Raw genomic sequence first — 26,788 nt, forward strand, 5'->3', positions numbered from 1 at the left:
CAGCATGAATCCATCCCGCGCCTTTATCCTGCGGCCGGTCGGCACGGCGCTGCTCATGGCGGCGATCATGCTGGTCGGTCTCGTCGCGCTGCGCTTCCTGCCGCTCTCCGCCCTGCCTGAAGTCGACTACCCGACCATCCAGGTGCAGACCTTCTATCCGGGCGCGAGCCCGGATGTGATGACGTCCTCGGTCACGGCGCCGCTCGAGCGCCAGTTCGGGCAGATGCCGTCGCTCAACCAGATGTCGTCGCAAAGCTCGGCGGGCTCCTCGGTCATCACCTTGCAGTTCAGCCTCGACCTGCCGCTCGATGTGGCCGAGCAGGAAGTGCAGGCCGCCATCAACGCGGCCGGCAACCTGCTGCCCTCGGACCTGCCCGCGCCGCCGATCTACGCGAAGGTGAACCCCGCCGACGCGCCGATCTTGACGCTCGCGATCACCTCGAAAACGCTGCCGCTCACGCAGATCCAGGATCTCGCCGATACGCGCCTCGCGCAGAAAATCTCGCAGGTGGCGGGCGTGGGCCTCGTGAGCCTGTCTGGCGGCCAGCGCCCCGCCGTGCGCATCCAGGCGAATCCGCGCGCGCTCGCGGCCTACGGCCTGAATCTGGACGACCTGCGCACGAGCATCTCGAACCTGAACGTCAACACGCCGAAGGGCAACTTCGACGGCCCCACGCGCGCCTACACGATCAACGCGAACGACCAGTTGACCGACGCCGACGCGTACAAGGACGCCGTGATCGCGTACCGCAACGGCCGCCCCGTCATGCTCACGGATGTCGCGAACATCGTGCAGGGCGCGGAGAACACCAAGCTCGGCGCGTGGGCGGACGGCACGCCCGCGATCATCCTGAACGTGCAGCGCCAGCCGGGCGCGAACGTGATCCAGGTGGTCGACAACATCAAGGCGCTCTTGCCGCAGTTGCAGGAATCGCTGCCCTCCTCGCTCGACGTGCAGATCGTCACCGACCGCACCACCACGATCCGCGCCTCGGTGCGCGACGTGCAGTTCGAGCTGCTGATGTCCGTGGTGCTCGTGGTGCTCGTGATGTACCTGTTCCTCGCGAACATCTACGCCACGATCATCCCCAGCCTTTCCGTGCCGCTTTCGCTCATCGGCACGCTCGCGGTCATGTACCTGTGCGGCTTCTCGCTCGACAACCTCTCGCTCATGGCGCTCACCATCGCGACAGGCTTCGTGGTGGACGACGCCATCGTCATGATCGAGAACATCGCACGCTATGTCGAGGATGGCGAAACACCGCTCGAAGCGGCCTTGAAGGGCTCGAAACAGATCGGCTTCACCATCATCTCGCTCACGGTGTCGCTGATCGCGGTGCTGATTCCGCTGCTCTTCATGGGCGACGTGGTGGGCCGCCTCTTTCACGAATTCGCCATCACGCTCGCAGTGACGATCGTGATCTCGGCCGTGGTCTCGCTCACGCTCGTGCCGATGATGTGCGCGAAGATGCTGCGCCACACGCCGCCGCCCGAAAGCCATCGCTTCGAGGCGCGCGTGCACGCGTTCTTCGATTACATCATTGGCCGCTACGGCGTGGCGCTCGAATGGGTGCTCGAGCGCCAGCGCCTCACGATGATCGTGTTCCTCATCACGCTCGCGCTCACCGGCTTTCTTTACGTGGTCGTGCCCAAGGGCTTCTTCCCCGTGCAGGACACGGGCGTGATCCAGGCCATCACGCAGATGCCGCAGTCGGTGTCCTATGCGTCGATGGCCGAACGCCAGCAGGCGCTCGCCGCGGAGATCCTCAAGAACGAGAACGTCGAAAGCCTCACGTCGTTCATCGGCGTGGATGGCACCAACATCACGCTCAACAGCGGGCGCATGCTCATCAACCTGAAGCCGCGCGACGACCGCAGCGAAACAGCGAGCGAGATCATTCGCGACCTGCAAAAGAGCGTGGCCCACGTGCCGGGCGCGACGCTCTACATGCAGCCGGTGCAGGACCTGACGATCGACTCGACGGTCAGCCCCACGCAATACCAGTTCATGCTGACCACGCCGAACATCCAGGACTTCACGACCTGGGTGCCCAAGCTCGTGCAGCGTTTGCAGCAGTTGCCCGAACTCGCCGATGTCGCGACCGATCTCCAGGACCAGGGCAGCTCCGTGTTCATCGAGATCGACCGCGCGAGCGCGGCGCGCTACGGCATCACGCCCGCGACGGTGGACAACGCGCTTTACGACGCCTACGGCCAGCGCATCATCTCGACGATTTTCACGCAGTCGAACCAGTACCGCGTGATTCTCGAAGCCGACCCGGTGCTCCAGCACTACACCGATGCGCTGAACTCGATCTACCTGCCCTCCTCGACTTCGACCACGGGCCAGGTGCCGCTGTCCGCCATCGCGAAGTTCCACGAACGCCCCTCGCCGCTGCTCGTCTCGCATCTCTCGCAGTTCCCGGCCACGACGGTGTCGTTCAACCTGGCTGCGGGCTCGTCGCTCGGCGCGGCGGTGAAGGCGATCCAGCAGGCGGAGAAAGACATCGGCTTGCCGGGCTCGTTCCAGACGCGCTTCCAGGGCGCGGCGCTCGCGTTCCAGGCGTCGCTCTCCAACGAGCTGTTCCTGATCCTCGCGGCCATCGTCACGATGTATATCGTGCTCGGCGTGCTGTACGAGAGCTTCGTGCATCCCATCACGATTCTCTCCACGCTGCCTTCGGCCGGGATCGGCGCGCTGCTCGCGCTCATCATGACCGGACACGATCTCGACATCATCGGCATCATCGGCATCGTGCTGTTGATCGGCATCGTGAAGAAGAACGCCATCATGATGATCGACTTCGCGCTCGAAGCCGAACGCCAGGAAGGCAAGCCGCCGCGCGAGGCGATCTATCAGGCGTGTCTCCTGCGATTTCGCCCGATCATGATGACGACGATGGCGGCGCTGCTCGGCGCGCTGCCGCTGATGCTCGGCACCGGCGCGGGCAGCGAGCTGCGCCGGCCGCTCGGCATTGCGATCGCGGGCGGCCTGATCGTGAGCCAGGCGCTCACGCTCTTCACGACGCCCGTGATCTATCTCGCGTTCGATTCGCTGGCGCAGCGCTTGCGGCAACGCTTTGGCGGCGGCGCATCCGGCGCCTCGTCCACGGAGCGCTGACGCGATGAATCTCTCGCGCCCGTTCATCTCGCGCCCTGTCGCCACCACGCTGCTCGCCGTCGGCATCGCGCTGGCCGGCCTCTTCGCGTTCACGAAGCTGCCGGTCGCACCGCTGCCGCAAGTGGACTTCCCGACCATCTCCGTGCAGGCCACCTTGCCGGGCGCGAGCCCGGAAACCGTGGCGACCAGCGTGGCGAGCCCGCTGGAGCGGCACCTGGGGTCGATCGCCGACGTGAGCGAGATGACCTCGCAAAGCTCCGTGGGCAGCACGCGCATCACGTTGCAGTTCGGCCTGAACCGCGACATCGACGGCGCCGCGCGCGACGTGCAGGCGGCGATCAACGCCGCGCGCGCCGACTTGCCGACGAGCCTGCGGCAGAACCCGACCTACCACAAGGTCAATCCCGCCGACGCGCCGATTCTGATTCTCGCGCTCACCTCGCCCACGCTGTCGGCGGGCCAGCTCTACGACTCGGCGGCCACGGTGCTGCAACAGTCGCTCTCGCAGGTGGACGGCGTGGGCGAAGTCGACGTGAGCGGCTCGGCGAACCCGGCCGTGCGCGTCGAACTGGAACCGCACGCGCTCTTTCACTACGGCATCGGTCTGGAGGACGTGCGCGCGGCGCTCGCCTCGGCCAACGCGAACAGCCCGAAGGGCGACATCGAGTTCGGCCCGCAGCGCTTCCAGCTCTATACCAACGACCAGGCGAGCAAGGCGAGCCAGTACAAGGATCTCGTGATCGCGTACCGCAACGGCGCGGGCGTGAAACTCTCGGACGTGGGCGAAGTAGTCGATTCGGTGGAGGACCTGCGCAACATCGGTCTCGCCAACGGCAAGCGTTCGGTGCTCGTGATCCTTTACCGCCAGCCGGGCGCGAACATCATCGAGACGGTGGACCGCGTGATCGCGATGCTGCCGCAGTTGAAAGCGTCGCTGCCCGCCGACGTCGAAGTGATCCCCACTTCGGACCGCTCCGTCACGATCCGCTCGTCGCTCAAGGACACCGAGCACACGCTCATCATCGCCGTGGCGCTCGTGGTGATGGTGGTGTTCCTGTTCCTGCGCAACTGGCGCGCGACGCTCATCCCGAGCGTGGCCGTGCCCATCTCGATCATCGGCACCTTCGCGGCCATGTATCTGATGGGCTTCTCGCTCGACAACCTCTCGCTCATGGCGCTCACCATCGCGACGGGCTTCGTCGTGGACGACGCCATCGTCGTGCTGGAAAACATCTCGCGGCATATCGAAAACGGCGTGCCGCGCATGAAGGCGGCCCTGCTTGGCGCGCGCGAAGTGGGCTTCACGGTGCTCTCGATCAGCGTGTCGCTCGTCGCCGTGTTCCTGCCCATTTTGCTGATGGGTGGCATTGTCGGACGCCTGTTCCGCGAGTTCGCGCTCACGCTTTCGCTCGCCATTGCGGTGTCGCTCGCTGTTTCGCTCACGCTCACGCCGATGATGTGCTCGCGCCTGCTCGAAGAGGCGCACGAGAAGAAGGAAGAAGGCCGTTTCGCGCAGTGGCTCGAACGCGGCTTCATGCGCATGCAGGGCGGCTACGAGCGCACGCTCGGCTGGGCGCTCGCGCATCCGTTCATCATCCTGCTCACGCTCGTCGCGACCATCGCGCTGAACGTCGCGCTCTACGTGGTCGTGCCCAAGGGCTTCTTCCCGCAACAGGACACGGGGCGCCTGATCGGCGGCATCCAGGCCGACCAGGCCACCTCGTTCCAGGCGATGAAGGTGAAGTTCGCCGAGATGATGCGTATTGTCCAGGCGAACCCGGCCGTCGAATCGGTCGCGGGCTTTTCGGGCGGTCGCGCGACCAATGCCGGCTTCATGTTCGTCTCGCTCAAGCCCAAGAGCGAGCGCAAGCTTTCCGCCGATGAAGTGATCGCGCAACTGCGCGGGCCGCTCTCGAACGTGGCGGGCGCGCGCACCTTCCTGCAAGCGGTGCAGGACATCCGCGTGGGCGGCCGGCAGTCGAACGCGCAGTATCAGTTCACGCTGCTCGCCGACAACACCACCGACCTCTACAAGTGGGGGCCCAAGCTCACGGAAGCGCTCCAGGCGCGCCCCGAACTCACGGACGTGAATTCGGACCAGCAGCAAGGCGGCCTGGAAGCGATGATCAACATCGACCGCGCGAGCGCCGCGCGACTGAAAATCACGCCCTCGCAGATCGACAACACGCTTTACGACGCGTTCGGCCAGCGCCAGGTCTCGACGATCTACAACCCGCTCAACCAGTACCACGTGGTGATGGAAGTCGCGCCGAAGTACTGGCAGAGCCCGACCATGCTCAACGAAATCTGGGTGAGCACCTCGGGCGGCACGGCGAGCGGCGCACAGAGCACAAACGCGACGGCGGGCACCGTGACCGGGCCGACCACGGCTTCGACGGGCGGCACGGGTGCCACCACGGCGTCGAGCGCCGCGGCCATCGCGGCCGATTCCGCACGCAACCTCGCGACCAACTCGCTCGCGGCGAGCGGCAAATCGAGCGCCTCCTCGGGCGCGGCCGTGTCGACGTCGAAGGAAACGATGGTGCCGCTCTCGGCGATCGCTTCGTTCGGCCCCGGCACGACGCCGCTTTCGGTCAATCACCAGAGCCAGTTCGTGGCCTCGACGATCTCGTTCAACCTGCCGCCCGGCAAATCGCTCTCCGACGCCACCCAGGCGATCTACGACACGATGGGTCAGATCGGCATGCCCGCGACGATCCACGGCAGCTTCCAGGGCACGGCGCAGGCATTCCAGCAGTCGCTCGACAACCAGCCGCTCCTGATTCTCGCGGCGCTCGCGGCGGTGTATATCGTGCTGGGCATTCTGTACGAGAGCTATATCCATCCGCTCACGATTCTCTCCACGCTGCCCTCGGCGGGCGTGGGCGCCCTGCTCGCGCTGCTGCTCTTCAAGACGGAGTTCAGCATCATCGCGTTGATCGGGGTGATTCTGCTGATCGGTATCGTGAAGAAGAACGCGATCATGATGGTGGACTTCGCGATTCAGGCGTCGCGCGAGGGGCTGAGTTCGCACGATGCGATCCGCCAGGCGTGTCTCCTGCGGTTCCGGCCGATCATGATGACGACCTGCGCGGCCCTGCTCGGCGCGCTGCCGCTCGCGTTCGGACGCGGCGAAGGCGCGGAGCTGCGCGCGCCGCTCGGCATTTCCATCGTGGGCGGGCTGATCGTGAGCCAGATGCTCACGCTGTATACGACGCCGGTGGTGTATCTGTATATGGACCGGCTGCGCGTGTGGTGGGATGCGAAACGCGGGCGCGGTGCGCCGGCGGCGACGGTGGAATAAGCGACACGCGTGAGCGTGCTCCGAATGCGGCTGAAGCGTGGCTTCAGCCGCTTTTTTTTGCGCTTATCGCGGTCAGAAATTCCCGCGCCAGGGCCGCACAGTGGTCGAATGACGGGGTATAGCCAAGCGTCTGGATATCGTTGAACCTCGCCGCAAGATACGCTCGACGCTCAACCAGAAGTCGCAGAAACGCGTCTCGATGCCGGACGAGGTACGCTCCCGCTGCGATCAACCCGTCCGGGTCCTTTTCTATCACGAGGCTCAAATCGAACAGGTCGCGCGCCGCCGGGCGATCGCCTCGGTGCCACATCTTCTTGGCGACGATCTCCGCTGCGGTCTCGACCCTTACCGTCTCGCCCATCAGCAGCCACTCGTCGTAGCCTGGTTCGGTCAAATTCTGCGACACGACGAAGTCGATTTCGCCTTCGGGTAGGAGCAGCTTCACAAATCCGGCGTGTTCCTCGTAGTCGTTCGTGATGTCGGACGCCGCCTCGCTGATGCGCGGATTGACGTAGCCGAGGTACTGCGGATTCGGAACGAAGATATCGATGTCCCGGCTCATGCGGTGGCCGTAACGCAACATGAGCACAGTGCCGCCGCCAAAGGTCCAGAACGGCGTGGCCGTGCCGTGTACACGGATCTCATCGATCAGCGTAAGCGCATGCCGGAAAAGACTCCGCCACTCGCCGCCGGGCAACGGCGAAGGCGCGCTCATACCCAGACTTCCCGGTACAGGTGCAGATCCTTTGACCAGGCCGCGAGATTCTTCCAGATCGTTCTGGGTGGCGTGCCCGAGCTTCTCGACACTTCCTCCACCGCCTTGACGACAACGGGCACGGGCACTTCGTCGAGGATCGTGGAGATCTGCGACTCACAACCCTCAGGAATCCTGCCGGTCGCAAGCGCCCTGGCAAGCGCTCGCTCCGTGAGATGCCCTTTGTAGCTGACGTTCGCACTCACCGTCGCCTTGTAGAGCCCTCTTTGCTCCGGCCGCGGCGTGGCCGCCAGTTCGAGACCCAGCACGCCCAGCAAGCCAATGAGCTTGTTGGCGCCCAGGTCCTTGACCTTACCGGCCTCGAGCTGATTGATCGTGACGCGTGACAGGCCGGCGAGCTTCGCCAGTTGCGCCTGCGTGAGATCGAGCTCGGCGCGCCGCTGTGCAATAGCCTGGCCAATTTCGTAGAGTTGCATGAGGATCTCCACCGCGCCGCCTGGCGGCCCTTGAATGTAAAGTATATTTTACATCAAGCTAGTCAGCCCGGCAGCGGCGTCATGGCGATCTCACGCCCGCCGCATATGCGCGGGCAAACACCGCACCATCACGTGCAACAGCAGCGGCACGATGATCCCGTCGTCCACCACGCCCGCCAGCGGCATCGCGATATTGAACGGGTCGAGCGCATAGAGCGCGACCAGCGCCGTGGCGGGCACGAGCCACACCGGGCGCTCCGGCTGGCGCAGCGCGTGCCACAGCACGCGCGCATCGCCCTTCACCACGTTCCACAGCAACGCAATACGTTTCATCATCGGTTCCCTCCTCGCGACTCGCACCCCGGGCGCGCCGGCCTCAATGCTGCTCGTGGCCCGGCGCGTCCGAACGCGACGTCCTGATCACGAGCCCGTCCGGTGAAAAATGGGCGTTGAACATGCCGTCGCCGGCCACGCCGCCTTCGGCCCAATGCCAGCTCCAGACTTCCTCGTGGCTCAGCGCATAGTTTGCCACCGTCGCCGGCTTGCCGAGCAGGCGTCTCACTTCTTCCTGCGTCATGCCCGGCGCGACCTGCGCGATGTTCTGCGCGGTCAGCGCCTGCGTCATCGCGACGAGCTTGCCGTCCGCGTCGAAGTCGAGCATCCACGTGGTGAGGCCGTTCGGGCCGCGCGGGTATTCGAGGCGTTGCGAGCCGTCGTCGTCCTCCCACACCATCTCGGGCTTGCCCGCCTGGCGGCGCACGTCCTCGACGGTCGAAACGCCGATGCGCAGGCCGCCGAAGGCCATCGAGTCGGGCTTGATCGCATTGACCGCGTCAGCGACCTTTTGCTGGTCGCAGGCGCCAAGCAGGGCGGCGCTCGCAGCGGCGAGCACGAGTGCGAGGCAAAGTTTTCGTGACATGAATAAATACAGAAGTGAAACGTGCGGTTGGCGTGCGCAATTGGCATGCGCGACGGCGAATGGCGAAGGAGTATGCCATCTGACAGGGCCGCGCCCGCTGCGTTCCTGGGCACACGCCACCGGTTCGGCCAATTGGCCTGCGCAAGGGTTGTGCTCGCGCAAACACCGGTCGTTTGATGCCGCCCCGGCGCCCGCCACGACCGTCACAGATTCTGTGCGATCGCCAGCGTGAAAATGCGCGCCCAGCGCTTCGCCTCGCGCTCGTTTTGCATCGGCAACTGCCAGAGCGGGCGCTTCGGGTCAGCCACGCGCAACGCGACGTGCCAGCCGTCGGCATCGCGCCCCGGTTGTGCGCCTCGCAGGTCCGCGAAGATGTACGCGCCGCGCGCGCCGCCCTGCGTCACTTCGCACAAGCGTTTGCCCGCCGCGAGCCGGGCCTCGCCCCACGCCCCCGCCACACGGTGCGTCCACTCGCCTTCGCCGCGCAGGTTGGGCGCGATATCGCGGCGGCGGCGCCACCACCAGGCCACGAGCGCGACGAACAGCGCCGCGGCCAGCACGGCCGCGCCCACGGCGACGCCCCGGCCGAACTGCGCGGCGATGGCGTTAAAGGACCAGTACGCGCCATAGACGAGCGCTGCGAACGCAAAAAGGACGACGAGAATCGGCATGCGGCTATTCCGTGCGGGGGCAAGTGACGAAAGCAGTGACGAAGGGCGAGGGGTCGGCAGGCCAGCCGGGGCACGCCAGGACGAAACGCGGGAGCCGGAGCGGGAGCGGGAGCGAGGCGGATTTGACGCGGAATCGAAACGGAATCGAAGCTGAACCGAAGCGGACCGCGGCCAGGCTCGCGCAAGCGGCGGACCTGGCCTTCATGACGCTCGTGATGCGCGTTCGCGACGCTTATTGCTGCGGATGCTGCGCGGCCCATTCCTTCACGGCGCGCAGCGTGTTCTCGACGTGCTGGTCGGGTGACAGGCTCGTGTATTCATAGATGACCTTGCCGTCGGGCGCGATCACATACGAAACGCGATTGGCCATCGATTCGTGCATCGGCATCGAGGCGTCGTACGACTTGATGATCTTCGAGTCCTGGTCGGCCGCCACGGGGAACTTGCTGCGGCACTCGCTCACCGAGAACTTCGTGAGCGTGTCGATGTTGTCGTGCGACACGCCGATCACGGTCGCGCCGTACTTCTTGTATTCATCCACGGCCTCGGCGAATTCGTGCGCTTCGATCGTGCAGCCTTTCGTGAACGCCGCCGGATAGAAGTACACCACCACCGGCCCCTTCTTCAGCTCGGAGGCGAGTGAATAGCTATAGGTCTTGCCGCCAAGCGAGGCCTGGGTCGTGAAGTCGGGCGCCGGATCGCCCGGTTTGAGCGTTGCCTGCGCGGACAGGCTGAAGAGCGCGAGACCGGCGCACACGAGCGCCGCGGCCCCCGCCGCAATGAACCTCGGTTTCATATCGGATGTCCTGGAGTTGAATCACCACGCCGGCGCGAGCATCGTGGCCGCGCGTCCGGCGATGCCCGTATTGGACCACACTCTGCCCGCGCCCGCAGAGCAGCGCCCGGAATGCTTTACAAGCGCCTTTCAGCCTTCCGCGTAGGCAGTGAACCACGCGCCGGCCCACAGGTTCAGCTCGGCGAGCAACGGCGGCGTGAGCGCGGCGAAGATGCCGCCCGCCTCGCTCGCGTAGTGCTGCGCGCCGTCGTGGTCGCCGCGCTCGGCCGCCATCGCGATGTGCAGCAGCGTGCCCAGTTCGCCGCGATAGCCGTCCACGGCCTCCACGATCTCGCGCGCCAGGCCCAGGCGATCGAGCGTGTTGGCGGGGGTCGATCCCACCAGCACGTGCACGAGCGAGAAGATGCCGGTCATGAACGCGGCATCGGCGAAGTCGGGGTCCTGGGGCTTCAGGCTGCGCGCGGCAAGCTCCATGAAGTGCGAGCGCGTGCCGGCAAGCTGCACGAGCGGGTCCGAGCCCCACGGCAGGTCGCGCCCGCTCGCATAGAGCAGCAGTTGCGCCCAGCGCGCGATCTGGCGCGTGCCCGCCGCGAGCACCGCTTCGCGCAGCGAAGAGATGGGCCGACCCGGCGCATAGGCGCTGGAATTGACCAGACGCAAAAGTTGCACGACGACGGCCGGGTGGCTGCGCAGCTCGCGCTCAAGCTCCGCCGTGCCCACGTCGTTGGCGACGAGTGCGAGCAGGCGCACGAGCGCCAGTCGCGAAGCGCGCACTTGCGGCGCGCGCAACACCTGCGGGCGCGCGAAGAAATACCCCTGGAACAACTCGAAGCCAAGCGACGATGCCAGCTCGAAGTCCTCGGCCGTCTCGACCTTCTCGGCGATCAGCGTCTTGCCGTAGGTGGCGAGCGTCGCGACGAGCGCGGGCAGCGCGGCGCGCTCGGTCTGCATCAGATCGACCTTGACGATGTCCGCGTAAGGCAACGCGCGCAGCAGGTTCTCCGTGACCTCGCACACGTCGTCGAACGCGATGCGGTAGCCGGCGCGGCGCAACTGCGCGAGACGCTCCAGCACGGCGGCGTCGAAGTGCACGTGTTCGAGCACCTCCAGCACGAAGCGGCCCGGCGGCAGCAGATGCACGATGTCGTCGAACAGCAGCTCGCGGCTGATGTTGACGTAGCCATAGTGACGCCCGAGCACGGCGGGCACGCCGAGCTGGCCGATGGTGCGCGTCATCACCTGGGCCGTGGCGAGTGCGTCATCGTCGACGTCCGCGCGGTTCTGCACGCCGCCGCGAAACAGCAGCTCGTAGGCGTTCAGCGCGCCGTTGCGATCGAGAATGGGCTGCCGGCCGAGATAGACGAACGGCTGCGCAGCGCCAGGGCTCGCCCCCGACGCCTTGGGCTGTGAACCAGGCTGTGAACCGGGCTGCGGACCAGGCGGCAAAGCGGATGATGACCCGTGCTGCGGGTCGGGCTGTGAAGCTGACGACATAGTTGGCGCGGAACCAGGCGTGCCCTTGCCCCCATCGCCTGGTGCGGCCTCGCTTGCCGGCGCGCCGAACGCTGACGATGAATCGGACATGGCGAATAACTCGTGTTTGTAATGGCCTGCGATGCAGCCTGGCCGCCCCTGCGGCCGGCAAGACGGCGCTTCACGCGCGCAGACCCAATGCGCATGGCGAACGGCGTCTCGACCGGCGCCACTTTAACCGAATCCGGACGCCGCCGCAGTGCCTGCCGTCACGTTTCTGCGCCGGTTGTTTTTTCGCCTCGGCCGCTAAAGATTTTCGGCTTACGGTCGATAACTTGCTCTGATGGGCGGCTTCAGCCGGACGTAAAATCCGGCCGCCGCGCCCCGCGCGTTCAGCGACGCGAGGGAGCGCAGCAGGCACGCCCGGGACAAACACAGGGTTGCCAGCGACAGACATGGAAGCGAACAGGATCACCGCGCCCCGCCAGGGCTGGTTGCGCACGGTCGTGGACCGGCTATGCGCACTTGCCGGGCTCAAAGGCGAAGCCGGCGACCCGCCCCTGTCCGCGCCGCGGCACGACATGGGCGCCGCGCCGCTCGTGCCCGCCTCGCTTGCCGCCGCCGAACCCGACTACGCGGACGCCGTCTCGCTCTCGTTCGAGAACACCGCAGCCGCGGTGGACTTCCTCGCGCACGTGGACGCCCACCTGCACTTTCTCTACGTCTCCGACGCGAGCCTGCGCTTTGCCGGTTACCACCGCGAGTTCCTGCTCGGCGCAACGCTTGCCGACATCGTCGCGCCCGAGCATCACGAACGCCTCTCGGCGCTGTTCGCGCGCGCCGCGCACAGCGGCGCCGTGGAGAAAGACACCATCGATCTCGTCAAGGCGCTGACCTACCCGCTCGCCGTCGAGCTGCGCGTGCAGCGCGCGCAATACGGCGAGACGGCGGGCTTCGCGGTGGCGGGCTTCGACGTCGCCGCCTGGCAAGGCACCGAGGCGGCGCTCACGCACGCGCTTCATCACGACCCGCTCACGGGCCTGCCCAACCAGACCGCGCTCGCCCCCGCGCTCCAGCGCGCCCAGGCCGACGCCGATCATTTCGGCGTGCCGGTGGCGCTGCTGCTGCTCGACCTCGACGACTACCAGCGCGTGAACCGCGCACTGGGTTACGACGCGGGCGACGAGCTGCTGCGCGAGACCGCGCGCCGCCTCTCGCATCTCGCGCTGCAAGGCGAGATGATCGCGCGCATCGGCAGCGACGAGTTCGCGATCCTCATCACGCCGCAACGGCACGCCGCGCCCGACGAAGTGCGCGCCGCCGCCGAGGCGCTGGGCCGGCGCCTGCTCACGTCGATCCTGCAACCGTACTCGTTTCGCAACCAGCCGGTGCATCTCTCGGCGAGCATCGGCATTGCGTTTCATCCGGACCAGCAGCCGGGCGCCGCCCCGGAAAGCGCAAACGGCGCGGCGAACGCCGAGACCACGCCGCTCATCCGCCGGGCGGATCAGGCGCTCCAGCAGGCCAAAGCCATTGGCGGCAACACGCTAACGTTACACGTGCCCGACGACGATCCGACCGACGCGCTGCGCCTGAAGCTCGAATCGGACCTTTACGACGGCGTGCGCAACGGCGAGTTCTCGCTGCACTTCCAGCCCATCACGAGCAGCGCGTCGCGCGGCGTGGTCGGCGTGGAAGCGCTGATCCGCTGGCAACATCCATTGCACGGGCTCGTGCCGCCCTCGACATTTATTCCCCTTGCGGAATCCGTCGGCCTGATTAATTATCTCGGCAACTGGGTTCTGAAGGCTGCCTGCATGCAACTGACCCAATGGGACGAGCAAGGCATCGCGCTACAGTACGTCGCGGTCAATGTCTCGCCCCAGCAGTTCCGCAATCCGCGCTTCAGGGAAAGCGTCGAGGAAGCTATCGAGCTCACCGGAGTCGATCCGCGCCGCCTCGTGTTCGAGATCACCGAGAGCCTGCTGATGCACGACCCGCAGCATGCGAAGACGCTGCTCGAGGAGCTCACGTCGCTCGGCATCCGCTTCGCGGTGGACGACTTCGGCACAGGTTATTCGAGCCTCGCTTACCTGCAACGCTTCCCGCTCTCGAAGCTGAAGATCGACCGCAGCTTCGTCGAAAACCTCATCACCTCGCGCAACGATCAGGCGATCGTGAACGCAGTGGTCGGGCTCGCCCGCACGCTCGATCTCGAACTGGTGGCCGAGGGTGTGGAAACGGAAGCGCAGCGCGAGCTGCTCACGAACATGGGTTGCGAGCATATCCAGGGATGGCTCGTCTGCAAGGCGCTGCCTTCGGAAGAATTGCAGCAGCGCTTCGTTTCGGGCGCATTGCATGTGCACGAGGTGCAATGATGCCGGCACCGCAAACAGCAGGGCTTTCGCGAAATTGACATGGTTCAGATGGTAAAGGCCGTCCTGCTCGACCGCTTATGGGCCCGCATGAATGAACGCGGCGACTTCCCCATGCTGTCGCAATCGCTGCGCACCACGGTCGCGGCGATGACGAACGACGACTACGATTTCAGCGCGCTCGTGAAGGTCGTGCTCTCGGATTTCGCGCTCACGCAGAAAGTGCTGCGGCTCGCGAATTCGGCCATGTACATGGCGTTCGGCGGCAACATCACCACCGTCACGCGCGCGCTGATGGTGCTCGGCATGGACGCCGTGGGCCACCTCGTCGTCGGCCTGAAGATCGTCGATCACTTCCATCACAGCGCGCCGCGCCGTATCGACGCCAAGCTCGAACTGAACCGCACGATGCTCTCGGGCTGCGTCGCGCGCAAGCTCACCGAAAACGGCGACCTGCGCGCGGGCGAAGAGGCCGTGGTCTGCACGCTCATGCGCCAGGTAGGCAAGCTGCTCGTGGTGTTCTATCTCGAACCCGAGTGGGACCAGATTCGCCGCGAGATCGAAGAAGGCGCGAGCGACGACGAGGCCTGCCTCGACGTGCTCGGCGTGACCTTCGAGGAACTGGGCATGGAGGCCGCCTCGCGCTGGCGCCTGCCCGACACGATTCGCGCGGGCATGGGCCAGTACGACCCCGCCGACAACGAATCGCGCCAGGTGCAGTGGCTGCGCGCCACCACCAACTATTCGACCGAAGTGGCGCGCGTGCTGACCACGACGGGCCTCTCCGACGAAATGCGCGAAACGCATATCGCCGAGCTTGCGCAACACTACGGCCGCGCGCTCTCGATCGACGCCGACGTGCTCGTGCAAATGAGCCTTGCGCTTGCGCGCGAGGAAGCCGAAGACGGCGTGATGCGCGAAATCGTCGAGTTGCGCGCCAACGCCGACGCCATCGCGCGCGAGGCGCTCGACCCCGAGGCGCGCATCGCGGCGGGCGTCGAGGACTTGCGCGCGCTGCCGCTTGAAAGCGCGCTCGGCACCGCGCTCACGCTCGCCACCGAAACCGTGCTCGCGGGTCTGGGCTTCGCGCGCTCCGTGGTGTTCGTGCGGCGCGGCGCGAACATGTTCGAAGCGCAACACGGCTTCGGTCCGCATATGGGCGAAGTGTTGCCCAAGCTCTCGTTCTCCGCCGCGTTCCAGCCCGACGTGTTCCATCTCGCGATTGCGAACAAGGTGGGCATTTTCATCGAGAACGCGCGCGACGCGAAAATGCTCGCGCGTCTGCCGGCCTGGTATCGCGAGAGCTTCGAAGACGCGCGCGCATTCGTGCTGCTGCCCGTGGGCGCGGCCGGTGAATCGCCCGTGGCGCTCATGTATGGAGACTGGCTCGTGAGCCAGGAGCCGCGCCGCATCTCGCAGAAAGAGATGAGCGCGCTGAACGACCTCGCCCAGCAGCTCTCGCGCTTTTTCGCGCACACTCCGCAGACCGTCTGATCAGGCTAGCTGCTTAGGGCACCTGATCAGCCCGTCTGAGCAGACCGGTGGCGCACCGTCGCGCCACCCTGCCCTTCGGTTCCGGCTCAGTCCTCGATGCGCTCCAGCCCTTCGTCCTCGGCATTGCGCCCGGACGTGCCCGCCCATTCCGCAGCCGCCAGCGAGAGCGCCGCGACCGTGGCCGCGTCGAGCGGCGCAAGCTCCTGACACAGTGCATCCACGCGCGCCCAGTCCGCGCGTTCTAGCGCCTCGGACAGATCCAGCAAACGCCCGAGCACGCCCTCACGCTTCACGATGGCCGTGCGGATCGGCCGCGCGAGCGTGAGCACTTCGAGCGTGCCTTCGAGCGAGCCGCCGAACACCGCCTCGACAAACGAGAACACGCCCACGAGGAACGCCGCGTCTTCCTCTTCGAGATGCGCCTTGGCCAGTTGCGTCACGGCGACTTCCATGAAGCGCGCGCGCGTGGCCACGAGTTGCAGCAGCGGATCGTCCTCGGCGGCGATCTTGCGGCCGTCCGCGTAGAGCAGCAGTTGCGTCCAGCGCGCGATGGCGTTGGTGCCGGTGGCGTTGATCGCCTCGCGCAGCGTCGTCACCTTGCGCCCGATGTTCATGCTGCCCGAGTTGGCAAGGCGCATGAGATGCATCACGAGCACGGGATTGAGTTTGAGCTCCGCTTCGAGCTGCGCGACAGTGGGTTCGGCGGCAAGCAGATGAAGCAGATTCAAAAGCGCCTGGCGCGGCGCGCTGGAGCGCCGCGCGCCGCCGTGCGGCTTCGCGAAGTAATAGCCCTGGAAACGGTCGAAACCGAGGTCGTGCGCGCGCTGATAGTCTTCCTGCGTCTCGACGCCCATGGCGACGAGCAGCTTGCCCGCCGACTTCATCACGCTGGCGAATTTGGGCAGCAGCGCGGGCGCGATCTCGCGGATGTCGATCTTGATGGCGTCCACATACGGCAGCAGCTTCGCAAACGACTCGTCCGCCTTCGACACGTGGTCGAGCGCGAAGCGGTAGCGGCGCCGGTGCAGCGCAATGAGCCGCGCGATGAGTTCCGGGTCCGCGCCGATATCCACCGGCAGTTCGAGCATCACGCGCTCGGCGCTCACGCGCTGCAAGGCGTCGTCAAAGAGCGCATCGCGCGTCATGTCGAGCCACGCGGGATGCCCCGCCAGCGCGGCGCGCAAGGCGGGCGCGCTGAACGCGCCGATCAGCGCCGAGCCGGTGACGGAGGGTTTGGGCGGCATGCCGGCGGCGACATCTTTCGCGGCGGCTTCGGCCTCGCGTTCGATATCGGCGGCCTCGCGCCTGTCGATGAGGCGCGGCAGCGTCTCGAACGCACAGAGCAAGCCTTCCCGGTCCAGCATGGGCAGGCGGGCGAAGTACACATCGATGGGCGGGCCGGCCTGTTCCGGCGACGCGTCGCCCGCGACTCCTGACATTTGCAGCCGATCTGCGGCGTTCAAGCTCATGGGATCCCCCGCGCGGCGTCGCGTTCGTGGCGACGCCCTGGTCCTTGTCTCTTGGCATGCCGCAACCGTTTGCGCAAACGCCGGCCGCGGCTCGTTCTGCGGTCGATTTTATCCTGGCCGGTAAGACTCTGAAATGAAGATCGCGTCGATTCAGCGGATTTTTCGCGGGTTTTTCGAGCTTCCGTCCGGCTTACACAGGTCGCGCGGCACGACCGGCTCGATACTTGATATGGAATCCGAAGCAAATGGCTCAAAACAAGACCGACCGGCCGGACATCATCCGGCCGGCCGGCCATCGCGCTTAGGGTAATACGGGCCGCGCGATTACTTGAGCACGACCTTCACGTCGAAGTACTTCGCGGCGATGCGATCGAGCGTGCCGTCGGCCTTGAGATCCTTGAGCGCACCGTTGAGCGCGGCCTTGAGCGCCGCGTCGTTCTTGCGCAGGCCGTAGCCCACGCCTTCGCCGAGCAGTTTGGCGTCCACGACCTGCGGGCCCGCGAACGCGAAGCCCGCGCCCTGCGGCTTGTTCAGGAAGCCCTTCGAAGCGGCTTCGGCGTCCTGGAACGAGGCGTCGAGGCGGCCCGCAACGAGGTCCGCGTAGATCTGGTCCTGGGTCTGGTACGGCACGACGTCGACGCCCGCGGGCGCCCACTTCGCCTTCGCGTAGGTTTCCTGGATCGTGCCCTGGAGCACGCCCACGTGCTTGCCCTTGAGCGACTCGGGCGTGGGCAGCAGCGGGCTGCCCTTCTTCGCGATCATCTGGTTCGGAATCGCGTAGATCGGGTCGGTGAAGTCGATGGCCTGGCGGCGCTGGTCCGTGATCGACATGTCCGAGTTGATCGCATTGAACTTGCGCGCCTGGAGCGCCGGAATCAGGCCGTCGAACGAGTTCTCCACCCACACGCACTTCGCCTTGAGCTTCGCGCAAACGGCGTTACCCACGTCGATATCGAAGCCTTGCAGCTCACCCGCGGGCGTCTTCGATTCGAACGGCGCGTACGACGCCTCCAGGCCGAAGCGGACTTCCTTGATATCGGCTGCGTGTGCGGCGCCGGCCGTCATGGCGGCTGCGCAGAATGCGAGCGTTGCCAGCTTGTTCCAGTTCATCTTCATCAGTGTCTCGTTCCAGTCAGATAAGTGGCGCCGGCAGGGACCGGTCAGGCAAATCGACGGGCTGCGGGCGCCGGCACAGGATCGCTGCGCCAAAATCACGGCTCAATCGCAGGCACCCGGTTTGGTGCGCCGCAACAAGCGCGCGGGCGGCATTGTACCGCGCGCGCACGCGAGCCTCCGCGCGTAGCCTGCGGCCGGCGCGGGGCGCTGAACATGCAATTGGGTGTCGTGGATGCGCAAGCGCGCGCTCAGGCGAGTGCGGCGAGCGTCTCCCGGGTGGTGTCGACGACGAGCAGGCCCGCGCGCAAACCGGGCTTCACGCTCGGATTCGGAAACACGATGCGCTCCTCGTCGTGCTCCACGACATAGCGGTACGCGCCGTCCTCGGCCAGCACCTCGCCGCGCGCGAAGGGCGTGAAGTTGGGCACATCGGCGGCAACGTGGAGCTTGAGCGCATCGCTTTGCTTTGTGATCTGGCCGATCACCGTGAAGACGCGCGGCATGGGCGCGGTATCGAGCGAAGGCGTCTCGCCCGCCACGAGGCGGCGCACGGCGGCATCCGCGCTCGCGAAGCGCGCGAGGTCGTTCTCGCCGAAAGGCCGCACCTTGCCCAGTTCGAGCGTGCAGGCAAGCGCGCCGCACGTTTCGGCCGTAAACGACGACAAGGTGGGGCCCTTCTCCGTGTGAATCAGCACGGCCGCGATGCGTGCGTCGGCGAGCCATTCGAGCATGGCACGCGAGGGCTGCTCGCCTGTATGCGGCAGCAGCGCGAACTGCTCGAACGCGGACGCGCGAATCGCCGTATGCATGTCGAGATGCCAGCGTGCCAGCGGCGCCTGCCCGGCGCGCGCGAAAAAGCGCTCCACCATCGCTTCGAGCGCGACGGCGCGCGGCGCTTCGCGGCTTTGCGGCACGCGGGCATGGCGGCCGCCGAACAGGCGATTGAGATCGTCGTCGAGATAGCGCTCGCCCGCGCGCATCGCGCCCGCGTTGCCGAGCACCACGAGCACCCGGCAAGCGAGCGGCGCGCGGCCCGCCGCGAGGTCGGCCACGAGTTGCGAGAGCAATTCGATCGGCGCGGTCTCGTCGCCGTGCACGCCCGCCGAGAGCAGCACGCTGCGCGTCGCAGCGTCTTCATGCGCCGGTTCGAGTTCGAGCACGCCCTCGTCATGCCACTGCCAGCGCACGCCGCCCGCGCATTCGCCGCGCGCCTCGCCGGGCGTCGCGGGGCGCTCGCCCGCGAGCGTGTAGCCGAGAAAATCCGCAAGCGGCGTGACGGGCGTATCAGCGCTGGAAGTCATAGAGCGATCCGAGCCCGAGAATCTGCGTCAGCTCGTCGAGCGCCGTGCGCGACTCGACGAGCAGCGCCGGATCGGTGAGATCCTGCGGCGCGAGCCGGTCGCGATAGTGCCGTTCGATCCAGCCGTCGAGGCGCGTGAAGAGCGCGTCGTTCATCCACACGCCCGGCGCCGTCGCGGCGCGCTCCTCGTCGGTGAGCGCGACACGCAAGCGCAGGCACGCGGGGCCGCCGCCGTTCTTCATGCTCTCACGCAGGTCGAACACGAGCACCTCGTCGATGGGCCCGCTGCTCGCCACCAGTTCGTCGAGATAGATCGCCACGTGCGGATTCTCGCGGCACTCCTGCGGCACGACGAGAATCTGCGTGCCGTCGGCGCGGCTCAGCAACTGGCTGTTGAACAGATACGACGAGACCGCGTCCGCCACGCTCACGCGCGCCTCGGGCACTTCGATCACATGAAACGGCGCGTCGTGGGCCGCGAGCTTCGTGCGCAGTTCGTCGTACACCGCCTTCTGCTCGACGAACGCGCGCTCGTGACAGAACAGCGTGCTGCGGTTGCCCACTGCGATCACGTCGTTGTGGAACACGCCCGCGTCGATCACATCGGGGTTCTGCTGCGCGAACACCGTGCCTGCGTCGCTCAGGCCGTGGCGCTGCGCAATCGCGCGGCTCGCCTCGAAAGTCTGCCGCGCGGGGTAGCGCTTCGGCTCCGGCCCGCGGCGATATTCGCTGCGCCCGTAGACGAAGAACTCCACGCCGCGCTCGCCGTACTGCGCGCAAAAACGCGTGTGGTTCGCCGCGCCCTCGTCGCCGAGCGCGGGCGTGCCGGGCAGCGCATCGTGCACCATGAAGTGCGCCGGGTCCGCGAACACCGTGCCGAGCGTGCGGCGCGTGGCCTCGTGCTCGATCGCGCGATGCAGCTTGCTACAAAGGTTCGCGGGCGTGAAATGCACGCGCCGGTTCGGCGTGTCGGCCGAGGGGCTCACCGTGGCCGCGTTCGCGGTCCACATGGCCGAAGCCGAGCTTGCCGCGGCGAGCAGTTCGGGCGCCTCTTTCGCGGCGCGCGCAATCGCTTCGGCATCCTTACCGCCGAAACCCAGTTCGCGCAGCAAGCGAATGGACGGGCGCTCCTGGGGCGGCAGCACGCCCTGCGCAAAGCCGAGATCGGCGAGCCGCTTCATCTTGCGCAGGCCCTGCTGCGCGGCGGCGCGCGGGTTGGCCACGGACTTCTCGTTGCTTTGCGAGGCGACGTTGCCGAACGACAGCCCGGCGTAGTTATGCGTGGGGCCGACGAGTCCGTCGAAGTTGGCTTCAAGGGTTTGCATCGTCGTTCCTTAGAAGTGGAGGCCCGGCGAAAGGCTCGCGGGCATCTGCAATTGCGCGCTTTCCACCGAGGCCATCGGGTAGGCGCAGTAATCGGCTGCGTAATACGCACTCGGCCGGTGATTGCCCGAACGCCCCGAGCCGCCGAACGGCGCACCGCTCGACGCGCCGTTGGTCGGCCGGTTCCAGTTCACCACGCCCGCGCGAATCTCGCGCGTGAAGCGTTGCCACAGCGCTTCGTCGTCGGCAAGCAGACCCGCCGAGAGGCCGAAGGCCGTGTTGTTGGCCTGCGCGATGGCGTCGTCGAAGCCCGCGTAGCGGGTGATCTGCACGAGCGGCCCAAAGTGCTCCTCATCCGGCAGATCGGCCACACCGGTCACGTCGAGGATTGCGGGAGTCACGAAACCGAGCGCCGCATCGCGTTGCGCCATCGGCAGCAAGGTGCGTGCGCCGCGCGCTTGCAACTGCGCCTGCGCGGCCACGAGCTTGGCCGCCGCGCGCGCCGAAATCACGGCGCCCATGAACGGTTGCGGCTCGGCGTCGTACTCGCCCACCGTGATGCGCGAACTCACTTCGACGAAGCGCGCGAGAAAGCGCTCGCCGAATGCGTCCGAGGGCACCAGCATGCGGCGCGCGCAGGTGCAGCGCTGTCCCGCCGAGAGAAACGCCGACTGGATCGCGTGATGCACGGCCGCGTCGATGTCCTCGACCTGCGCGACCACGAGCGGATTGTTGCCGCCCATTTCCAGTGCCAGCACGATCTCGGGCCGCCCGCCGAACTGGCGGTGCAGCAGCGTGCCCGTGTCGGAGCTGCCCGTGAAGAAGAGGCCGTCGATCTGCCGGTGATTGGCGAGCGCGACACCCGTGTCGCGCTCGCCCTGCACGAGGTTCAGCACGCCCGCGGGCAAGCCCGCTTCGTGCCATAACTCGACCGTTGCGCGCGCAACGTCAGGCGCAAGCTCGGATGGCTTGAACACCACGGCATTGCCCGCGATCAGCGCGGGCACGATATGGCCGTTGGGCAAATGGCCCGGAAAGTTATACGGCCCGAACACGGCGACGACGCCATGCGGGCGATGGCGCAGCACCGCCTCGCCATCGGCCATCGGCGCACGCTTTTCGCCGGTGCGCTCGCCGTATGCCGTGATCGAGATGGCGACCTTCGCGGCCATCGAAGCCGCTTCGGTGCGCGCTTCCCAGAGCGGCTTGCCCGTCTCGCGGCCGATAGCCTGGGCGAGCATTTCCTTCTTTTCGGTGACGAGCGCGGCGAAGCGCTTGACGATTTCGCAGCGCGTTTCGAGCGGCGTTTGCGACCATTCGGCGAATGCGCGGCGCGCGGCGTTGACCGCGCGATCGACATCGCTTTCGCTTGCGGCATGGCCGCTCCACACCGTCTTGCCGGTGCCGGGATTGCGCGAGGCGAACGCGTGGCCCGAAGCCGCGCCCCATTGCCCATCGATGTAAAGCTCGTTCATGGTCATCCTTTGTGTTGCTTCGGGGCGGGGCCGAGCACGCGCACCAGTTCGCCCGCCGCGACGTTGAGCGACGCCGCCTCCTGGGCGCTCAGCGTGAGCACGCCGTCGTGCACGACGCCCGGCGCGAAGCCCACGCGAAAATCGCCGAGCGACGTGTTCGAGACGAGCGAGCTCACGCCCGCCTCTGCTTGCGCCGCGCCGATCTCGACCGGCACCAGCACGCTGTCGCGCACCGTGCGCAGGTCGCCGACATGGCATTCGAGCACCGGACCCGCGTCGAAGATATCGACGTGATTCTCGTAGCGCAGCCCCTCGGCTTCGAGCATGCGGCGCGCGGGAATCGTGTCGGCATGCGTGAGACCCACACAGGCCTGCGCCTCCTCGGGCAGCAGTTCGACGTACACCGGGTAGCGCGGCATCAATTCCGCGAGAAACGACTTGCGACCGTGCGAACTGAGATAGTCGGCGGCGTTGAAATCGATCTGATAGAAGTGCGAACCGACGGCGCGCCAGAACGGCGACGTGCCCTCCGAATCGAAATGGCCGCGCAGTTCCGCGCACAGGCGTTCGGGAAAGCGCTCGCGAAACTGCGCGATGAACATGAAGCGCGAGCGCGAAAGCAGGCTGCCCATGCCGCCCGTACGGTAACGCGGCGAGAGAAAGAGCGAGCAGACCTCGGCATAGCCCGTGAGATCGTGCGAGATGTTGAGCGCGCGCATGCGCGTCCAGATGCCCAGCTCCTGGCTCGCGTGCACCACCGTGCTCACGCGGTAGTTGTAGAACGGCTGCTCCAGTCCCACCGCCGTTTCGATGCCGCACACGCCGGCCACGTCGCCCGTCGCGCTGTCTTCCATCACGAAGAAGTAACCGGCTTCGCGCGGCGCGGCCTCGCCCGCCAGCGTGCGCCGCGTGCGCTCGATGCGCGCCTTGAGCGCCTCGCGGTCCGGCTTGAAGGTGGTGAGGCCGGGGCCCGTTTCCTGAGCGAGCGCGACGAGCGCGTCCACGTCGCCCGTTTGCACGACGCGTACCACGATCATTGTGCGTCTCCCATGTAAGCATTTTCCGTTTGCGGGGTGGCGCGATAGAGCGGCGCGCAGCGCACCGGTTCGCCGTCCTGCACGCCGAGCGCGGCGCGCGCGGCGGCGTCGAGCGGCGCGATGATCCCGGCGCCCTTCTCGCTTTCGGGCAGGGTGGCAAGCACGCAGCGGAATTCGCCCGCGCGCTGGCTTGCGACCAGATACGCCGCGCCTTGCGCATTCGTTGCGAGCGCAACTTCACGCACCGTGCGCGTCTCGTTGCCGGCCACCGAAGCCGTGCGGTCCACTTGTGCGGTCAGCACCGGGCCCGCGTCGAAGATATCGACGTAGCGGTCCGGCTCGAAGCCCTCTTCCAGATGAATCTCGTAGGCGAGCAAGGCGCTCGGGTCCGGCTCGCCGAGCACGCGCTGCGCGGGTTCCGGCAAGAGCGGCACATAGAGCGGGTAAGCGGGCATCACCTCGGCGATGAAGGTGCGGCTGCGCCCGCCCGAGGCCAGTTCGATGTCCTTGAAATCGCGTCCGAAGAACTTGCGCCCCACCGCTTCCCAGAACGGCGACGCGCCCGCGTCGTCGGTCACGCCGAGCAGCAGCGAAAACACCTCGGGCGTGAAGCGCCGGCGGTTCATCGCGACATACATCATGCGTGCGCGCGACATCAGGTGCGCGGCCGCCTCGCCGCGCAGCGCAGGCTCGATATAAAAGCCCGCGAGGCGGCTCTTGCCCGTGAGTTCGTGCGACATCGTGAGCGCGTGGATCTTGCGGTTCACGTGCAGCTCGCGCGAGGCGTGGATCAACGCGTCGTTGCGAAACGCGTAGAACGGCTCCGCGTAACCGGCCGCGGCCACGATGCTCGACGTGCCCACGAGCCGCCCGGTGGCGGAATCTTCGAGCACGAACAGGTAGAACTCCTCACCGGGGAAGTCCACCTCCGCCCGAAACGAATCCTCGGAAAGCGCGATACGCGCTTCGAGCGCCGCCCGGTCGTGCGGCAGCGAATGCAGCACCGGCTGCGCGGTGCGCGCCATCTGGGCGATCGCGTCGAGATCGGCCAGTCTGGCGGGGCGAACGAATAGCATCGTCGGTCCTGTGAGTGCGCTGGGGTTGCGGTTGAGCGAAAACGCGCGAATTTCAGCGCGTGCCGATGACGTCTTCGAAAGCCTGCTCGAGGCGCGCGAAGCCCTCGTTCAAATCGGCTTCCGGAATGATGAGCGAGGGCGCGAAACGCAGTACGTCCGGCCCGGCGATCAGCATCATCACGCCGCGGTTCGCGGCCGCCGCGTTGAAATCCTTCGCGCGGCCCGCGAAGCGCGCATTGAGTTCCGCGCCGATCAGGAGGCCCTTGCCGCGCACTTCCTTGAACAGGTCGAAGCGCTCGTTGAGCTTCGCGAGCCTGGCGCGAATCGCTTCGCCGCGCGCACGCACGCCCGCCAGCAGCGCCGGATCGCTCACGAGTTCGACCACCTTGGCCGCGATCGCCGCGCCCAGCGGATTGCCGCCGTAGGTCGTACCGTGCACGCCCACCTTGAAGTGCGCGGCGATCGGCTCGGTGGTGAGCATCGCGCCGATCGGGAAGCCGTTGCCGAGCGCCTTGGCCGTGGTGAGGATGTCGGGCGTGACGCCCGTATCTTCGTACGCGTAGAAGTGGCCCGTGCGGCCCACGCCGGTTTGCACCTCGTCGAAAATCAGCAGCGCGCCGTGCGCGTCGCAGGCTTCGCGCAGGGCGCGCAGGAACGCGGGATCGGCGGGAATCACGCCGCCCTCGCCCTGCACCGGCTCGACGATCACGGCGCAGGTCTGCGCGCCGATCGCGCGCTTCGCCGCCTCGATGTCGTTGTACGGCAGATGCGTGATGCCGCCCGGCACCGGGCCGAAGCCTTCGGAGTACTTGGGCTGGCCGCCCACGCTCACGGTAAAGAACGTACGGCCGTGGAACGACTGCGCAAACGAGATGATTTCGAACTTGTCAGCGCCGTGGCGCTCGAACGCCACGCGGCGTGCGAGCTTGAGCGCCGCTTCGTTGGCCTCGGCGCCCGAGTTCGCGAAGAACGCGCGATCGGCAAAGGTGAGCGCTTCGAGCTTGCTCGCGAGGCGCAGCACCGGCTCGTTGGTGTAGCCGTTGCCGATGTGCCAGAGCTTGCCGCCCTGCTCGTGCAGCACGTGCAGCAACTCGGGGTTCGCGTGGCCGAGCGAGGTCACGGCGATGCCGCACGCAAAGTCGATGTAATCGCGGCCCTCGGTGTCCCACACGCGCGAGCCGACGCCGCGATCCGGCACGAACGGCGCGGGCGAGAAACACGGCACCATTACTTCGTCGAAGGTCTTGCGGCTCACAGTCTGGTCGTTCATGGCGATTCCTCTTTGGCTAAATGCGTAGCTCAGTGCGTATCGAATTCAGGGTCGGTGCCGCGCGGGCCCGAGTCCGCTTTCGGGCGAAAGCCTTCGCGGCGATTCGTGGCGATAACAGCCAGTGTAGGCAAGCCCGGAATAATCGTCTTGCGCAGGCGCGACGCGTTTTTTCGTGCGAAACGTAGCGAAACATCAAAAGCGGGCGTGCGGCATGCTGCGATCCGTCGCTCACCGCCCGCCACGCGCGCTCACTCCACTTCCGGCCGCTCGACGAGCGCGCCCGCGCGCGGCTCGGTGGCCGCCCCGCCGTGCTGGCGCTCGATCCAGTTGCGGCGATCCTCGCGCGGCGTCACGCCGAAGCGCTCGCGGTACGCGTTCGAAAAATGCGCCGCCGACGAAAACCCGCACGCGAGGCTGATCTGCACCACCGACTTGCTGGTGCGCTGCAACTGCGAGCGCGCCTTGGCGAGGCGCAGGCCCAGGTAATACTTCGACGGCATCGCGCCGAGATACTGGCGAAAGAGCCGCTCGAGCTGACGCCGCGACACGCCCACGAGATTCGCGATCTCGTCGGTGGTGAGCGGGTCTTCGATATTCGCTTCCATGAGCATCAGCGCGTCGTTCATGCGCGGATGGCGCTCGCCCGGCGCGGTCACATACGGGATGCGCTGGCGCTCGTCGCCGCTGCGCAATGTGCTCGCGCCAAGCGCGTCGGCGATGCGCTCGGCAAGCTCGGGCCCGTGATCGCGCCCGATCATCGCGAGCATGAAATCGAGCGTGGCCTGGCCGCCCGCGCAGGTCGCGCGGTCGCGGTCGATTTCGTAGATGTGCTGCGTGACGATGGTGCGCTCGAACTGCTCGGAGAACTGCTGGTACGTCTCCCAGTTCACGGCCACGCGGTAGCCCTGCAACTGCCCCGCCATCGCGAGCCACCAGATGCCGTGGTGAATGCCCGTGACGAGCGGCGTGCGCTGCCCCACGCGCGCGAGGCTCGCGAGAAAGAGCCGGTAGTCCGCGAACTGCTGGTAGCGCTCGGTCACGACGATGAGCCAGTCGGCCGACACCGCGTCGCCGAACGCGCAGTCGGCGGGCCATTGCGCGCCGCCCGCGAGCGGCACGGGGCGGCCGTTCCACGAGCACATCTGCCAGCGGTACAGCGCGCGGCCGTCGATCTCGTTGGCGAGATTGAGCGCGTCGACGATCGGGCCCACGCCCGACATCGAAACGGGCGGCAGCGCGACGATCGCCACCTGGGTCGTGCGGCCGGCGCGGGACGCAGGCGCCTGCCCGAGCGCCGCAGTGGCGGCGGGAGCGGAAGCGGAAAGGGAAACGGAGGAACGAACCATCGAGAGCGATAAACCGAAAGCGCGCGGGGCGC

General features: G+C 66.9%; 21 protein-coding genes. 4 read left to right on the forward strand and 17 right to left on the reverse strand.

Annotation, left to right across the window (positions count from 1 at the left end; genetic code table 11):
- The first annotated feature begins 4 nt into the window (after positions 1-4).
- Together C7401_RS28485 and C7401_RS28490 are read left to right on the forward strand one after the other, a co-directional pair.
- A complete protein-coding gene (locus C7401_RS28485; protein ID WP_112174766.1) occupies positions 5-3,121 on the forward strand; it encodes an MdtB/MuxB family multidrug efflux RND transporter permease subunit in 3,117 nt (1,038 codons plus the stop codon).
- A gap of 4 nt (positions 3,122-3,125) precedes the next feature.
- The gene (locus C7401_RS28490; protein WP_112174767.1) at positions 3,126-6,425 is read left to right on the forward strand and encodes an efflux RND transporter permease subunit; all 3,300 of its coding nucleotides are present in this window, start codon (positions 3,126-3,128) and stop codon (positions 6,423-6,425) included.
- A gap of 43 nt (positions 6,426-6,468) precedes the next feature.
- Here the strand turns inward: C7401_RS28490 and C7401_RS28495 are convergent, their stop codons facing one another.
- The 7 genes from C7401_RS28495 to C7401_RS28525 all read right to left on the reverse strand — a co-directional run bounded on the left by C7401_RS28495 (position 6,469) and on the right by C7401_RS28525 (position 11,496).
- Complete coding sequence (locus tag C7401_RS28495; RefSeq protein WP_112174768.1) at positions 6,469-7,140, reverse strand: nucleotidyl transferase AbiEii/AbiGii toxin family protein; 672 nt, start codon at positions 7,138-7,140, stop codon at positions 6,469-6,471.
- Complete coding sequence (locus tag C7401_RS28500) at positions 7,137-7,616, reverse strand: helix-turn-helix transcriptional regulator (RefSeq protein WP_112174798.1); 480 nt, start codon at positions 7,614-7,616, stop codon at positions 7,137-7,139. The genes C7401_RS28495 and C7401_RS28500 overlap by 4 nt, the downstream gene beginning before the upstream one ends.
- Before the next feature lie 90 nt (positions 7,617-7,706).
- Positions 7,707-7,952: a hypothetical protein gene (locus tag C7401_RS28505; RefSeq protein WP_224038639.1), complete on the reverse strand. Its 246-nt coding sequence runs from the start codon at positions 7,950-7,952 to the stop codon at positions 7,707-7,709.
- A 40-nt stretch (positions 7,953-7,992) separates the two neighbouring features.
- A complete protein-coding gene (gene bamE / locus C7401_RS28510) occupies positions 7,993-8,535 on the reverse strand; it encodes an outer membrane protein assembly factor BamE domain-containing protein (protein WP_112174769.1) in 543 nt (180 codons plus the stop codon).
- 203 nt (positions 8,536-8,738) lie between these two features.
- Positions 8,739-9,206 (reverse strand): hypothetical protein, encoded by a 468-nt coding sequence (locus C7401_RS28515; RefSeq protein WP_112174770.1) that lies wholly within the window; start codon positions 9,204-9,206, stop codon positions 8,739-8,741.
- A 232-nt stretch (positions 9,207-9,438) separates the two neighbouring features.
- Positions 9,439-10,002: a peroxiredoxin gene (locus C7401_RS28520; protein ID WP_112174771.1), complete on the reverse strand. Its 564-nt coding sequence runs from the start codon at positions 10,000-10,002 to the stop codon at positions 9,439-9,441.
- Positions 10,003-10,131: 129 nt separating this feature from the next.
- Complete coding sequence (locus C7401_RS28525) at positions 10,132-11,496, reverse strand: EAL and HDOD domain-containing protein (protein WP_112174772.1); 1,365 nt, start codon at positions 11,494-11,496, stop codon at positions 10,132-10,134.
- Positions 11,497-11,930: 434 nt separating this feature from the next.
- Here C7401_RS28525 and C7401_RS28530 point away from each other — a divergent pair, with 434 nt between their 5' ends.
- Both C7401_RS28530 and C7401_RS28535 read left to right on the forward strand, forming a co-directional pair.
- Positions 11,931-13,853: a putative bifunctional diguanylate cyclase/phosphodiesterase gene (locus C7401_RS28530; RefSeq protein WP_112174773.1), complete on the forward strand. Its 1,923-nt coding sequence runs from the start codon at positions 11,931-11,933 to the stop codon at positions 13,851-13,853.
- Between the two features lie 48 nt (positions 13,854-13,901).
- Positions 13,902-15,344 carry an HDOD domain-containing protein gene (locus C7401_RS28535; RefSeq protein ID WP_112174800.1) on the forward strand — a complete coding sequence of 481 codons (1,443 nt, stop codon included), beginning with the start codon at positions 13,902-13,904 and terminating at the stop codon, positions 15,342-15,344.
- A gap of 86 nt (positions 15,345-15,430) precedes the next feature.
- Here C7401_RS28535 and C7401_RS28540 read toward each other — a convergent pair whose 3' ends face one another.
- The 10 genes from C7401_RS28540 to C7401_RS28580 form a co-directional block, all read right to left on the reverse strand.
- Positions 15,431-16,813 carry an EAL and HDOD domain-containing protein gene (locus C7401_RS28540; protein ID WP_373864465.1) on the reverse strand — a complete coding sequence of 461 codons (1,383 nt, stop codon included), beginning with the start codon at positions 16,811-16,813 and terminating at the stop codon, positions 15,431-15,433.
- 324 nt (positions 16,814-17,137) lie between these two features.
- Complete coding sequence (locus C7401_RS28545) at positions 17,138-17,929, reverse strand: ABC transporter substrate-binding protein (protein ID WP_112174774.1); 792 nt, start codon at positions 17,927-17,929, stop codon at positions 17,138-17,140.
- Between the two features lie 248 nt (positions 17,930-18,177).
- Positions 18,178-19,230 carry a succinylglutamate desuccinylase gene (astE, locus tag C7401_RS28550; RefSeq protein ID WP_112174775.1) on the reverse strand — a complete coding sequence of 351 codons (1,053 nt, stop codon included), beginning with the start codon at positions 19,228-19,230 and terminating at the stop codon, positions 18,178-18,180.
- Positions 19,214-20,554 (reverse strand): N-succinylarginine dihydrolase, encoded by a 1,341-nt coding sequence (astB, locus tag C7401_RS28555; RefSeq protein ID WP_112174776.1) that lies wholly within the window; start codon positions 20,552-20,554, stop codon positions 19,214-19,216. Before astB ends, astE begins: the two co-directional genes overlap by 17 nt.
- 9 nt (positions 20,555-20,563) lie before the next feature.
- Positions 20,564-22,027: a succinylglutamate-semialdehyde dehydrogenase gene (gene astD, locus C7401_RS28560; RefSeq protein WP_112174777.1), complete on the reverse strand. Its 1,464-nt coding sequence runs from the start codon at positions 22,025-22,027 to the stop codon at positions 20,564-20,566.
- Between the two features lie 2 nt (positions 22,028-22,029).
- Positions 22,030-23,064, reverse strand: coding sequence for an arginine N-succinyltransferase (gene astA, locus C7401_RS28565; RefSeq protein ID WP_112174778.1), 1,035 nt, complete (start codon positions 23,062-23,064; stop codon positions 22,030-22,032).
- On the reverse strand, positions 23,061-24,140 hold the full coding sequence (aruF, locus tag C7401_RS28570) for an arginine/ornithine succinyltransferase subunit alpha (RefSeq protein ID WP_112174779.1): 1,080 nt from the start codon (positions 24,138-24,140) through the stop codon (positions 23,061-23,063). Before aruF ends, astA begins: the two co-directional genes overlap by 4 nt.
- 52 nt (positions 24,141-24,192) lie before the next feature.
- Positions 24,193-25,410: an aspartate aminotransferase family protein gene (locus tag C7401_RS28575; protein ID WP_112174780.1), complete on the reverse strand. Its 1,218-nt coding sequence runs from the start codon at positions 25,408-25,410 to the stop codon at positions 24,193-24,195.
- A gap of 29 nt (positions 25,411-25,439) precedes the next feature.
- Positions 25,440-25,652 carry a hypothetical protein gene (locus C7401_RS44550; protein WP_133254607.1) on the reverse strand — a complete coding sequence of 71 codons (213 nt, stop codon included), beginning with the start codon at positions 25,650-25,652 and terminating at the stop codon, positions 25,440-25,442.
- Between the two features lie 6 nt (positions 25,653-25,658).
- A complete protein-coding gene (locus C7401_RS28580; RefSeq protein ID WP_224038654.1) occupies positions 25,659-26,630 on the reverse strand; it encodes a GlxA family transcriptional regulator in 972 nt (323 codons plus the stop codon).
- Positions 26,631-26,788: the final 158 nt, after the last annotated feature.

Origin of the sequence: Paraburkholderia unamae (assembly GCF_003268775.1) — a bacterium.
Taxonomy (GTDB): domain Bacteria; phylum Pseudomonadota; class Gammaproteobacteria; order Burkholderiales; family Burkholderiaceae; genus Paraburkholderia; species Paraburkholderia unamae.